The organism is Phytoactinopolyspora endophytica (assembly GCF_004138495.1).
Taxonomy (GTDB): Bacteria; Actinomycetota; Actinomycetes; order Jiangellales; family Jiangellaceae; genus Phytoactinopolyspora; species Phytoactinopolyspora endophytica.
Window position 1 is genome coordinate 84,426 of sequence record NZ_ML142872.1, and the last position, 12,367, is coordinate 96,792.

The window sequence follows — 12,367 nt, forward strand, 5'->3', positions numbered from 1 at the left end:
AACTGCACACGGCGTCGCCGGCGACGGACGCGAAGATTCCGGGGCTGCCCGCCGATGAGGCCGCTCGCCTGCGTGACCGCCTCTCGGCACTCGGCGAGGCCAAGGCAGCAGGACTGTGAGCAGCGATGCGAGCGTGCCCGACACGGGCACGCCGGAGCATTTCAAGCGTCTGCATCCGCTCACACCGTTGCTGCGGGGGTGGGGATACTTCGCGGCGGTCGTGGTTGTGATGGGTCAGGGAGCATTGCGGGAGCCTGGCCCGATAGCCGTGTACGTGGCGATCGGCATGGGCTTCGTCATCCTCGGAACCATCGCCGGGGCGGTGTCGTGGTGGTTCACTCGATATGGCTTCGATGGCGACGCCCTGCGGATCGACTCCGGTGTGCTCATGCGGCGGTCCCGCCGGGTCCGTATGGACCGGTTGCAGGCGGTGGACGTCAACCGACCCCTGGTGGGGCGTTTGCTGGGCGTCTCCGAGCTGCGCATGGAGGTGGCCGGCGGTGGTAAGTCGGAGGCTCCGCTGAAGTACTTGTCCGGCGACGATGCGGTACGGCTCCGAGCCGAGCTGCTTGCCCGGGCCGCCGGCATCGACGCGGACACGCCGGAGGCTCCGGAGCGCCGGATTCACGAGACTCCACTCCGGACCCTGGTGTGGTCGACGGTGCTGTCCGGCGGTTTCGTCTCCGGCGTCCTGTTCGTGGTTGCGGTGATCGTCGCTCTGGTCTTGGTGCCGGCCCAGGCCCGGCTGGGCTTGGTCAGCGCGATGCTGCCCGGACTGTTGGCCACAGGCTACGCCCTGTGGACGCAGCTCGGGCAGAACTTCGGGTTCACGTTGGCGCACTCGCCGGACGGCTACCGTATCCGGAAGGGTCTGCTCGACACCGTCCACCAGACAGTTCCGCCAGGACGGGTTCAGGGCGTATTCGTCCGGCAGCCGCTGCTCTGGCGGCCCAAGGGCTGGGCCGAAGTCCATGTGGACGTGGCCGGTTACGCCGGGAACAACTCGGGAGAAACGACGACTCGTACGTCCACCCTGCTTCCCGTGGCGCCGATGGCCGAGGCGATTCAGATCGTCCAGCAGGTTCTCGACGCCGAGCCGAGCACGGTCGAGCTGAACCCAGCGCCGAAACGCGCACGGTGGCTGCGGCCTATTCAGTGGAGCCGGATGGCCTACGGCGCAGACCGTCAGATCGTCGTCGTGCGGGATGGGCGCTTCACTCGACGCCTGACCGTGGTGCCGCATGCGAAGACACAGAGCGTCCGGGTGACGCAAGGCCCGGTCCAACGGCGGCTCAACCTGGCGACAGCACACGTGGACACGACGCCGGGTCCGGTGAACGCGGTGATCCGTCATCGCCTGCCGGAGGAGGCGTTCCGCTTCGTCGAGGAACAGACCCAACGTGCACAGTTGGCGCGGAGGGAGGATGTTCGGGAACAATGGATGACGCAGCACGCTCCGCGTGTTCCCCAAGGTGACACCGACGGTGACGCTCGGCCGAGCGCATCGAGCGAGTGAGGCCGAAAGGAAAGTGACAACGTGTTCCGCACGATGATGAAGAGCAAGATTCACCGGGCCACGGTGACGCAGGCAGACCTTCATTATGTCGGCTCCGTCACGGTGGATGAGGAGCTCCTCGATGCGGCCGACCTGCTCCCCGGCGAGCAGGTGGACATTGTCGACATCACCAACGGCGCCCGTCTGACGACGTACACGATCCCCGGCGAGCGCGGGTCCGGTGTGCTCGGGATCAACGGTGCCGCGGCGCGGCTGGTGCAACCGGGCGACTTGGTGATCCTGATCAGTTACGGGATGTTCGACGAAGCTGAGATCCGTGCGCTCGAGCCGCGAATCGTTCACGTCGATGAGTTCAACCGTACCGTCGCCACCGGCAGGGACGCGGCCGAGCCCGTGCCCGGAGCCGATGGCCAGATCCCGGGAACACTCGTGAAGGCCTCCACCTGACCGTGTGGTCCTGACTGGGGGATATACCCAGGGTGCATGCCATCGGCCGGCGTCAGGCAGGATGGCATCGTGCTCGATTGTCCTTCCGCGCTGTGTCAGATTGCTGGCCCTGGCGTCCTCGCCGGCCCCGCCACCGTGGTGGGATGAGCTGTGGTCGACATTCTGGTCTACGCGATCGTCGGGTCGTCGTTGCTCTACGCCACCTGGGCTCTGGTGGCCGTGGTGCGCAACCAGAACCCGCGCGAACCCTTCGTCATCGGCGCCGGCGTCGTCGAGCTGTTGCTGCTGGTCCAGATGGTGGTGGCCTTCGTCGTCATGATCGTCGACGATGGCCCGAGCGACGCGGCGCTCTTCATCAGCTACCTGCTGTTCACTGTGCTGCTGCTTCCGGTCGCGCTGTTCTGGGCGCTTGCCGAGAAGTCCCGCTGGGGGACCTCGGTGCTGGTCTTCGCGGCGCTCGTGGTGCCTGCTCTGGTGGTGCGGCTGCAGGACATCTGGGACGGAGCACCCGGTGTCTGAGCAGTCTCTGAGCGGCGACCGCGATCCGGAGGGTGAGCGGGTTACCCGGACCAGTGGTCCGGGCCGCCTGCTGGTCGCCGTGTACGCCGTGTTCGCCGTCGCTGCGACTGCACGCGCTCTGTACCAGATCCTGACCAAGTTCGACGACGCACCCACCGCGTACCTGCTGTCCGCGTTCGCTGCCGCTGTCTATGTGGTGGCGACGGTGGCGCTCAGCCGTTCCGGTGCGGCGTCGTGGCGGATCGCGCTCACGGCCGTCGTCGTAGAGATGGTGGGGGTGCTCGTCGTCGGCACCATCACGGTCACCGATGTGGTGGACTTCCCCGCGGACACGGTGTGGTCGGACTACGGCCGTGGATACGGGTTCGTCCCGCTCGTCCTCCCGGTGTTCGGCCTGCTCTGGCTCCGGCGGACAAAAGCCCGGCCGTGACGGGTCATTCCGCGCCATCGGCCAGAAGCTGTGCCGTCTCCCGGGCGAGGATGTAGGCGGGCAGCATGCCTTCGTACTCCTCGGTGTCGAACCCGCTGACCGTCACAACGGCGACCTCGTCACCGGTGCTGACCGCGAACGCGCGTTCCCGCTTGCGTTCGTCCACGGCAGGCAGGAAACGGACATATGCCGTCTCGACGCCGTCGACGCCCGCGATCTCGATCTGGCGGGACTCAGGCTCTTCGACCTCACCGGCTCCGTCGGCGAGGAATTCTTCCAGGGCTTGCTCGGCGTCCTCGGCAGGGCCGGACCAGACGCGGATGTAGCCGAGCCAGCCGGCCGGCTTGGCGTCGATTTCGCACACGGGCATCAGGCCTCCCTGCTCGAAGTCGAGGTCGGCCAGGACGCTCTCGGCGGTCCAGGCGTCCGCGATATCGAACGTGATGGGCACGTCGCACTCGTCATCGTCGGCCAGCGCGGCGATCGGCTCTGCCGCCACGGCGCCCTCGTCGAACGGGTCTGCGGCGGCCGTCGTCGTGTCGGCAGGCTCGGTCTCCCCGGGATCCAGTCCCGCATCGTCCGAGCCGCTGCAGCCGGCGACGACGAGCATCACGGCTGCCAGACCAGTTACCGCGGAAGTGTGCACGTCACTCCTCATCACATATCTGTCCACCGTTGAGGCGGACGTACCGGACCATCGAACAACCTAGTGTCCTGCAGCGGATTTCCGACGCGGGACAACTCGTGACGATCATTGGACGACGGGTACGCGGTATCGGTTCAAGGTGGGTGCGTGACGTGTATCTCTGGCGTGGTGAAGGGGGCCGGGACGCCACTGGGTCAACGGTGGTCGGCCGGCGTTCGGTCCGTCGTGGTCTGCTGACGGAGCGCGGATGCGACCGAGGTGCCGAGCAAGCCCGCCGCGACGGCGACGGTGAGCGCGGCGAGCACGCCTTCATGGTCGCCGATCCAGCCCAGCAGAGGTGGACCGGCCAGGAACGCCGTATAGCCGATCGACGCGACGACGCTGACCCGCGCGGGTGCCCGCGCCGGATCGTCGGACGCGGCGCTCATGCCGACCGGGAAGCCGAGCGACGCGCCCGCACCCCAGAGCAGGATCCCCACGCCGGCCACGGCGAGATGGCTGTCGATGACCACCATGAGAGCGCCGACCGCGGCGAGCACGCCGCTGCACCGCACCACCATGGCCCGGCCGTACTTGTCCAGGAACCAGGTCCCGGACAGTCTTCCGAGGGTCATGGCCGTGACGAATACGGCGAAGCCGGCCGACCCGACCGCGTTGCTCACGTTGTAGCCGTCGACGAGCCCGACAGCCAGCCAGTCGTTGGCGATCCCCTCGATCAGGGCGAAGGAGAGCACCAGGAGGCCGATCAGCAGGGTGCGCGGTTCGCGCCAGGCACGCCAAACCGAGATCGTCCCCCGACTGTGCGTCTCGTCGTCCTCGTTTTCGGTCTGCCGCGGGAGGAAGTGCCGCGTACTCAGTACCGTGACGAGGACTACGCCGCCGCCGACGACACCTAGGTGGATGGGGACCGGAACCTCGAGCCAGGTCATTCCCGCGCCGAGGCCGGCACCCATGACGGTGCCCAGGCTGAAGGCGGCGTGGAAGCGAGGCATGATGGCCCGGCCGAGCAGACGTTCCACCGCGGCGCCCTCGACGTTCATGGCGACGTCCCAGGTGCCCGTCCCGTATCCGAGCGCGGCCAGGCTGAAGGCGACGGCGGCAACGCTCGCGACGGGATCGACGCCGATGCTGGCCAGGACCAGGCCACTGCCGGCCAGGATCGATCCGAAGGCCACCGTCCGTGCGGCGCCGATCTTGTTCACTACGAAGCCCGACGTCGGGAGGGCGATCACAGCTCCGATGGCCAGCGCCAGCAGCAGCCGGCCCAGTTCACTGGGCTGCAGCCCGAGAGCGTCTCTCACCTGCGGGATACGTGCCATCCACGATGCGAAGCCGAAGCCGTTGGCGGCGAAGACAAGCATGACAGCGTTCCGGGCCATCACCGGTTGACGCGTGCTGAGCACGTCTGTGGAGCTAGGCATCGCTGGTCCTGATGTCACGTGTGAACAAGGGGGTCGAATCGATTCGATCGAATCGATTCGATATCATGCCAGTCAATCACATAGACGCGCAAGTGCCGAGCATCGCCGCCGACCTCGCGTCGTCTGGCCACGCTCGGCCGTGCGTGGTAGTAAGGCTTGTCATCGAGTATCCGGGGAGGTGGCTTGAGTGGGCGCACAGCGGACCACGCTCTCGGCGGTAGCCGTCCGAGCGGGCGTCTCGCCGTCCACAGCATCACTCGCCTTCAGCGGCGCCGGCCCGGTCGCCCAGGAGACCCGTGAGCGGGTGCTGACGGCAGCCCGGGAGCTCGGCTACACCGGACCCGACCCGACCGCCCGGTCGTTGCGGCAAGGACGATCCGGCATCGTCGCGACCCTGATCGGGGAGCGGCTGCTGTATGCGTTCCGCGACCCGGTCGCGGTGGGGCTGCTGGACGGGCTCGCCGAGGAGTTGAGCTCGCTGGACTCCGGTTTGCTGCTGATCTCCGGTGACGCGACACGCATCGGGCCGACACCGGCACAGGTGGCACGGATGCCGATGGATGCGGTGATCTTCGCGATGTGCGGGCGTGACGACGACCCGTTGCTGGACCATTTCGTCGAGCGGGGCATCTCGGTCGTGGCGGTGGACGGTCCGCACCGTGATGATGTCGCCGTGCTGGACATCGATGATCGCGGCGGCTCGTCGGAGCTCGCTCGGCATCTGCTCGGACTCGGGCATGTACGGGTGGCGGTCGTAGCCCTGCCCAGTAGGCTCGACGGCCGCCGTGGACCGATGGATGATGCCCGCCGGAATGAAATCGGCTTCTCCGATGTCCGGTTGCGTCTGCAGGCCACGGAGGAGGTCTTCGGGCGGGTGCCGGTGTTCGAGGCGCCCACCAATCTCATCGAGGAAGGCGAGCTGGCGGCTGCCCATCTACTCGACGCCGGGGAGACCGACCGGCCGACGGCGATCGTGGCCCAGAGCGACCTCCTCGCCGTCGGCGTCATGAGGGCGGCGCATGCGCGTGGCATACGAGTTCCGGAGGACCTGAGCGTCGTCGGTTTCGACGGCATCGATACGCCGTGGCTCGACGACTATGTGCTCACCACGGTGGAACAGCCTTTCGTCGAGAAGGGGCGCGCCGCGGGACGGATGGTGGCGGACATCTTGGCCGGCCGTCGCCCTGACGACGTTCGGCTGCCGATCAAGGTCCGCATCGGCACCACCACCGGGCCACCGCCAGGTCCATGACCCACGATCGTCGGGACACTGCATGGGTACGCTGGCGCCGTGAGTGAAGAAACCGGGACGCGTCCGGCGAGGCTCGACGTCGGCGTCGTCGGAACCGGGCGAGTCGGAGCAGTTCTCGGGGCGGCGCTGGCGCGAGCCGGGCACCATGTCGTCGCCGGTTACGGTGTCTCCGTCGCCAGCCGGTCGCGAGCCGACACGCTGCTGCCCGGCATGCCGCTCGTTGACGTGCCGGAGGTACTCGAGCAAGCGGACCTCGCACTGCTCTGCGTCCCGGACGACGTCCTGCCAGGCTTGGTAGACGGGCTCGTCACCACCGGTGCGATACGCCCCGGGCAGTTCGTCGTGCATACCAGCGGGCGGTTCGGGGTCTCGGTGCTGGACTCGGCCGCACGGGCCGGTGCCTTGCCGCTCGCGTTGCACCCTGCCCTCACGTTCACCGGGACCTCGGTGGACCTACAGCGGCTGTCCAGCTCTACATTCGGCATCACCGCACCGGAGCCGCTCTGGCCGGTGGCAGAGGCACTCGTCATCGAGATGGGTGCCGAACCCGTCCGGGTGGCTGAAGAACAGCGCAGGCTCTACCACGCGGCGTTGACACACGGCGCCAACCATCTGGTCACCTTGATCAACGATGCGATGGATCTGCTCCGGGCCGCCGGTGTCGAGCAGCCGGATCGGTCGCTGGCGCCATTGCTCTCGGCCGCGTTGGACAACACCTTGCGGCAGGGCGACGAGGCGCTGACCGGACCCGTTTCCCGCGGCGACTCCGGGACCGTGGCTGACCACCTGCGCGTGGTAGAGGGCGCGATGCCCGAGGCGACGGCCGTGTACACCGCGCTTGCGCGCCGGACTGCCACCCGCGCGCTGGCGTCGGGTCGTCTCCAGGCGACCGACGCGGAGCCGTTGCTGGAGATCCTTGCCTCGCCGCCCGGCGGTGGTACGCGTTAGGAGCTCCTTGAACCATCCACGTCGTCGAGCACGGCCTGTCATGTTCCCGCATCACGCGGAGGTGTCGTGGAGAGGTAGAGGCGGCGGACAACGTCCTCGATGTCCGGTTCTTCGATGCTGAGGTCGCGCACTTCCGTACGTTCACCGACGGCGGCTAGTACGGCGGCCGCGGTGGTCTGCTCGGGCGAGAACGATAGCCGCTGACGCAGGCCTTCCGCTTCGACGCCGACCAGCTCTGCATCTGGAACGTCGGACAACGGAGCAGACGGCTCAACCAGATCGAGCACCATCATCCGCTGCGCACCGACTCGGCCGACAAGGCCGGGCAGATCTCCGTCGTACACCATCCGGCCATGGTCGACCACGATGACCCGCTCGGTCAGGCGCTGGACGTCATCCATGTCGTGGGTGGTGAGCAGCAGGCTGGTGCCGTGCAGATCGCGTTGTTCGGTGAGGAACAGCCGCAGCCGTTCCTTGCTCAGCACATCCAGGCCGATCGTCGGCTCGTCGAGAATCAGCAGGGGCGGTGAGTGCAGCAGCGCCGCGGCGATCTCGCCCCGGATCCGCTGGCCCAGGGAAAGCTGCCGGACCGGTGTGTCCACGAAGGTGCCGAGGTCGAGCCGGTCCACGAGCTCGTCCCGGCGTTTCAGCCATGTCGCCTCGGGGAGGCGGTGGATCGCGGCCAGGGTCCGGAAGGACTCGCGCAGTGGCAGGTCCCACCACAGCTGTGTTCGCTGACCGAAGACCACGCCGATTCTCCGGGCCAGCTGCCGGCGGTGGTGGATCGGATCCAGTCCACACGTGCGCACGGCTCCGGACGACGGGACCAGGATGCCTGTGATCATCTTGATGGTCGTCGACTTCCCAGCTCCGTTGGCGCCGATGTAACCGATGGCGGAGCCGGTCGGCATGGCGAAGGTCAGGCCGTCGACCGCGTGGACCGTTCGTTTGGAGCGGCGGAGCCGCCGGGCGGGTGAACGCACCGTGAAGTCGCGGCGGAGGTCGCGCATGTCGATGATCGGGCCGTCCAATGGTCTTCCCTCCAAGATTTCTCTCGTGCGGCGTCCCGCACCCGCGGCGCGGTTGATCGCGGGCACGGCCGTGGTCATGAGCCGGCCCCGGTGTAGTGGCGGAGTCCTGCGCGCCAGCCGAGCAGGGCGACGGCCCAGATCGCCACAGCCATCAACGGACCACACCAGCCCAGCCAGGACGGCAGGCCGGGCGGCCCGGGGATGTCCAGTAGCGCCAATGTCGGCAGGTAGGCGACGAACGCCGCAGGGACGACGAAGGCGAACAGGATGCGTACCGGCAGCGCGAAGACGCTGGCCGGATACTCGGCCGCGTACGAGCCGCCGTAGGTGAACGAGTTCGCAAACTCGGACCCCTCGACCAGCCAGAACTGTATGGCCGCCGCGCACACGAACAGCGCGGCGAAGATCGCGGCTCCGGCCACGATCGCGGTGACGAGCAGGAGCACCTTCGCCGGCGACCACGCGATCTCGTTGAGTGGAAGTGCGACGGCCAGCACCGCCCCGCCGATGGCCGTGCGTCCGAGCCGGCGGAGGGAGATGTCGCTGGTCACAAGCTGCGCCAGAACCGGCAGTGGGCGCAGCAGGAACGCGTCGAGTGTGCCCTCGCGCAGGTAGGTGGGGATGGCGTCGATGTGCCCGATGACCAGGTCGGCAAGGCTGAAGGCGATGTTGGCGACAGCGAAGAGCAGGGCAGCTGCGGCGAAGTCCAGTTCGCCTAGCACGTCGACGTTGGCGAAGATCACGTAGACCTCGGCGAACTCCAGTACGCCGATGGACATGCTGCCCAGCACGTCCATCGCGAACGAGCGACGGTAGGCGGTCTGCGACCGGATCCGTGAGCCCAGCAGGACCCGGTACGGACGGAGACGATCAGCCACCTTGCACCACCAGCCTGCGTGCCCCTGCCCGGAAGACGAGCCTGCCGGCGATGAGCAGCCCGGCGAGCCACGCCGCCTGGGTTCCGATCAGGCCGAGCGCCTCGGTACCCGTCGCATGCCCCATGACGACGTCGATCGGCGTCTGGATCAGCGACGGGAACGGCGTCCAGGACGCGACCGTCCACAGCCAGCCCGGGAACCAGTGGACCGGCACGATCATGCCGCTCAAGACGTTGGACGCGACCAGATACAGCGTGGTCGCCCCGCGCAGGTCGAGCAGCCAGAACGCCGCCAGGTTGAGCAGCCACCACCCGGCGAAGGACAGCACAACGGCAAGCATCGCGCTGACCAGGCCGAGCACGTACGGCAGTGGCGTGGTGGGCAGTGCGAGCCCGGTGACCAGCGCGCCGACGAGCAGCGGCGGGAAGCCGCGTGGGATGAACGTGTACGCGGCACGCCCAATGTCGGCGGCGAGGAACGCGAGCTGCGGGTCGACGGGACGGGCCAGGTCCACGGCGATGTCGCCGGTGCGGATGCGCAGCGCCAGCTCCCGCCAGCCGAAGACGGCGACCGGGCCGATCAGTGCCTGTGCCAGCCATGCGTAAGTGGCACCGGTTGCGGCATCGTAGCCGGCCACAGTCCCGCCCGCGGCGCCGATAGCCCCGACAGTGATGTAGGCCTTGATCAGGCCAAAGACCGTGTTGGTGAAGGCACCCGCCACCATCGCCAGGCGGTATGTGGACCACCGGCGGAAGCCCATGGCGACGTGGGCGGCGAACAACCGGGCTGGATCCATGACGCCCCGGCGTATGGACCGGCGCACGGTTGGGCGGTATCGATGAAGGCGTGCAATGGACACGCGCAGCAGACCTCCTCGGGCTCGGCGGAAGATAAGGCATTTCCGACGGCCCGAGATGTCCGCCCGGTCCGGTCGCGAAGAGCACGTGATATTAGTGGCTTTCGTTGATCGCGTCAACCGCGACTGGTGAGCGCGGGGACGAGGACGAGAGGTTGGATTTGGTGGACGTACCGGTGGTGGCCCGGACGCGCGCGGAGTTGCAGGACGCGCTGGCGGAGGGCGAGGCCGAGAGCAGCGTCGTCATGACGATGGGGGCGTTGCATGACGGGCACGCGGCATTGATCCGCCACGCCCGAGCCTTGGTGGGCGACACCGGGCACGTGATCGTGACCATCTTCGTGAACCCGCTGCAGTTCGCCGAGGGCGAAGATTTCGACCGGTATCCGCGCGCGTTCGAGAACGACCTGAACATCTGCGCGGCGGAGGGCGTTGATCTGGTGTTCGCGCCGACCCGCGCCGAGATGTATCCCGGCGGCGACGCGCGGGTCACAGTCGATCCGGGCCCACTGGGACGTGAGCTCGAGGGAGCTGCGAGGCCGACCCACTTCGCCGGCGTGCTGACGGTCGTCGCCAAGCTGCTCAACCTCACCGTGCCCGCGTATGCGGTGTTCGGCGAGAAGGACTACCAGCAGCTCACACTCGTCCGGCGGATGGCGGACGACCTGGAGATGCCGTACGAGATCGTGGGCGCACCGACGGTCCGCGAAGCCGACGGGCTCGCGCTGTCCAGCCGGAACCGGTACCTTTCCGCCGACGAACGGGCGATCGCTGCCGCGCTCTCGGAGGCATTGGCCAAGGGCGCTGAAGCCGGACATCTCGGCCGGGAGGCCGTGTTGCGGGACGCCGTTGCCGTCCTGGAGCGGCACACCGAGCTCCTCGTCGACTACCTCGTTCTCCGGACGCCGGACCTGGCATCCGACGCGGCGAGCGGTGAATCGCGACTGCTGGTCGCCGCACGGATCGGTTCGACCAGGTTGCTCGACAACATCGCTGTGGACCTAGGACGCGCGACTTCCGGATGACGGTGGCCAGGTAGGCGCCCTGCTACCTCGCATCTCGGTGGGCTCTTCAGAACGTCGTTTGCCGGAGTCTTGTCCATGGCTCGAGACGCCGTGGCTCAAGACGCCGTAGGCTTTTCCCTCGTGACTGAATTCCGTTTGCCGCGCCGGCTGCTGACTGAGGCCCCGGGGTGGGCCGAGCACGCGGACGTCGTCGTGGTCGGCAGTGGCATCGCGGGGCTGACCATCGCGCTGGAGGCGCGCAAAGCCGGCCGGGTGCTTCTGGTGACCAAGACGGGACTGCCGGCCGGATCCACGGCCTGGGCACAAGGCGGGATCGCGGCCGCCCTGGGACCGGAGGACAGCCCCGAGCAGCACCTGCACGACACGCTCATGGCGGGAGGCGGGCTCTGCGACGAGGACGCCGTCCGGACCCTGGTGACGGAGGGGCCGCAGCGGGTCCGTGAACTGGCGGCGCTCGGCACGGAGTTCGAACGCGCGGACGACGGCACCATCGCGCTGACCCGCGAGGGCGGTCACCGGCGCGACCGGATCGCTCACGCCGGTGGTGATGCCACCGGCAAAGAGATCTCGCGGGCCCTGATCGAGGCGCTGCGTGCCGTCGAAGAAGACCCGGGCATCGACGTGATCGAGCATGCGCTGGTGACCGACGTGCTGACCGATGCCCACGGACGCGCCTGCGGAGTGAGCCTGCATGTCATCGGAGAGGGACGGATCGACGGTGTCGGTGCGGCGCTGGGACGCGCCGTCGTACTGGCCACCGGCGGGTTCGGTCAGGTCTACGCCTCCACGACCAATCCGCCGGTCTCCACCGGTGACGGAGTGGCTTTGGCGCTGCGTGCCGGTGCGCAGATCGTCGACCTGGAGTTCGTCCAGTTCCATCCCACCGTGTTGTGGCTCGGCCGCACGGCGAAGGGGCAGCAGCCGCTGATCTCCGAAGCGGTCCGGGGCGAGGGAGCGCATCTGCGTGACGTCGAAGGCCGGCGGTTCATGGCCGACCGGCATGAGCTGGCCGAGCTGGCTCCGCGCGACGTCGTGGCGAAGGGCGTCGTGACCGCGATGGCGGAGACGGCGGCGGAGCACGTGTGGCTCGACGCCCGGCACCTCGGGGCGGAGTTCCTGGCTGAACGGTTTCCCACCATCGTCGCCCGGTGTCGCTCGTACGGCATCGACCCGGCGACGGATCTGGTGCCGGTAGCCCCGGCTCAGCACTACGCGAGCGGGGGCGTCCGGACCGACCTGCGTGGCCGCACCACCGTGCCGGGGCTCTACGCCTGCGGCGAGGTGTCCTGGACCGGTGTGCACGGCGCCAATCGGCTGGCCTCGAATTCGTTGCTGGAGGGGTTGGTGTGGGGGCACAGGATCGCGATCGACTTGGCCGAGACGCTGGCCGACGTGCCT

Annotated in this window: 13 protein-coding genes and 1 pseudogene; 9 read left to right on the forward strand and 5 right to left on the reverse strand. The window is 68.3% G+C overall.

Features of this window, described 5'->3' with window-relative positions:
- From ELR45_RS43105 to ELR45_RS31030, 5 genes and pseudogenes are all read left to right on the forward strand, one after another.
- Window positions 1–119 (forward strand): annotated as a pseudogene (locus ELR45_RS43105) (PH domain-containing protein); the annotation flags it as partial.
- On the forward strand, window positions 116–1,516 hold the full coding sequence (locus tag ELR45_RS31015; RefSeq protein WP_129669730.1) for a PH domain-containing protein: 1,401 nt from the start codon (window positions 116–118) through the stop codon (window positions 1,514–1,516). The pseudogene ELR45_RS43105 and the gene ELR45_RS31015, both read left to right, overlap by 4 nt.
- A 21-nt stretch (window positions 1,517–1,537) precedes the next feature.
- Window positions 1,538–1,963, forward strand: coding sequence for an aspartate 1-decarboxylase (gene panD, locus ELR45_RS31020; RefSeq protein WP_129669731.1), 426 nt, complete (start codon window positions 1,538–1,540; stop codon window positions 1,961–1,963).
- Between the two features lie 150 nt (window positions 1,964–2,113).
- Window positions 2,114–2,482 (forward strand): hypothetical protein, encoded by a 369-nt coding sequence (locus tag ELR45_RS31025; protein ID WP_129669732.1) that lies wholly within the window; start codon window positions 2,114–2,116, stop codon window positions 2,480–2,482.
- Window positions 2,475–2,912, forward strand: a complete 438-nt coding sequence (locus ELR45_RS31030) for a hypothetical protein (protein ID WP_129669733.1) — start codon at window positions 2,475–2,477, stop codon at window positions 2,910–2,912. The genes ELR45_RS31025 and ELR45_RS31030 overlap by 8 nt, the downstream gene beginning before the upstream one ends.
- 4 nt (window positions 2,913–2,916) lie before the next feature.
- On the opposite strand, the gene ELR45_RS31035 is transcribed toward ELR45_RS31030, so the two are convergent.
- Both ELR45_RS31035 and ELR45_RS31040 read right to left on the reverse strand, forming a co-directional pair.
- The gene (locus ELR45_RS31035; protein WP_129669734.1) at window positions 2,917–3,558 is read right to left on the reverse strand and encodes a lipoprotein; all 642 of its coding nucleotides are present in this window, start codon (window positions 3,556–3,558) and stop codon (window positions 2,917–2,919) included.
- Between the two features lie 194 nt (window positions 3,559–3,752).
- On the reverse strand, window positions 3,753–4,979 hold the full coding sequence (locus ELR45_RS31040) for an MFS transporter (RefSeq protein ID WP_129669735.1): 1,227 nt from the start codon (window positions 4,977–4,979) through the stop codon (window positions 3,753–3,755).
- 187 nt (window positions 4,980–5,166) lie between these two features.
- Here ELR45_RS31040 and ELR45_RS31045 point away from each other — a divergent pair, with 187 nt between their 5' ends.
- A complete protein-coding gene (locus ELR45_RS31045) occupies window positions 5,167–6,231 on the forward strand; it encodes a LacI family DNA-binding transcriptional regulator (protein ID WP_129669736.1) in 1,065 nt (354 codons plus the stop codon).
- 39 nt (window positions 6,232–6,270) lie between these two features.
- Complete coding sequence (locus ELR45_RS31050) at window positions 6,271–7,179, forward strand: Rossmann-like and DUF2520 domain-containing protein (protein ID WP_129669737.1); 909 nt, start codon at window positions 6,271–6,273, stop codon at window positions 7,177–7,179.
- A gap of 38 nt (window positions 7,180–7,217) precedes the next feature.
- Here the strand turns inward: ELR45_RS31050 and ELR45_RS31055 are convergent, their stop codons facing one another.
- The 3 genes from ELR45_RS31055 to ELR45_RS31065 all read right to left on the reverse strand — a co-directional run bounded on the left by ELR45_RS31055 (window position 7,218) and on the right by ELR45_RS31065 (window position 9,884).
- Window positions 7,218–8,189 (reverse strand): ABC transporter ATP-binding protein, encoded by a 972-nt coding sequence (locus ELR45_RS31055; protein WP_420813983.1) that lies wholly within the window; start codon window positions 8,187–8,189, stop codon window positions 7,218–7,220.
- 95 nt (window positions 8,190–8,284) lie between these two features.
- Window positions 8,285–9,088: an ABC transporter permease gene (locus tag ELR45_RS31060; RefSeq protein ID WP_129669739.1), complete on the reverse strand. Its 804-nt coding sequence runs from the start codon at window positions 9,086–9,088 to the stop codon at window positions 8,285–8,287.
- Entirely contained in the window at window positions 9,081–9,884 is an 804-nt protein-coding gene (locus tag ELR45_RS31065; protein WP_129669761.1) for an ABC transporter permease, read from the reverse strand. The genes ELR45_RS31060 and ELR45_RS31065 overlap by 8 nt, the downstream gene beginning before the upstream one ends.
- 224 nt (window positions 9,885–10,108) lie before the next feature.
- On the opposite strand from ELR45_RS31065, the gene panC reads away from it, so the two are divergent.
- Both panC and ELR45_RS31075 read left to right on the forward strand, forming a co-directional pair.
- Entirely contained in the window at window positions 10,109–10,969 is an 861-nt protein-coding gene (gene panC, locus ELR45_RS31070) for a pantoate--beta-alanine ligase (protein WP_205857617.1), read from the forward strand.
- A 120-nt stretch (window positions 10,970–11,089) separates the two neighbouring features.
- Window positions 11,090–12,367, forward strand: a 1,278-nt coding sequence (locus tag ELR45_RS31075) for an L-aspartate oxidase (protein ID WP_205857618.1), incomplete at its 3' end; no start/stop codon positions are given.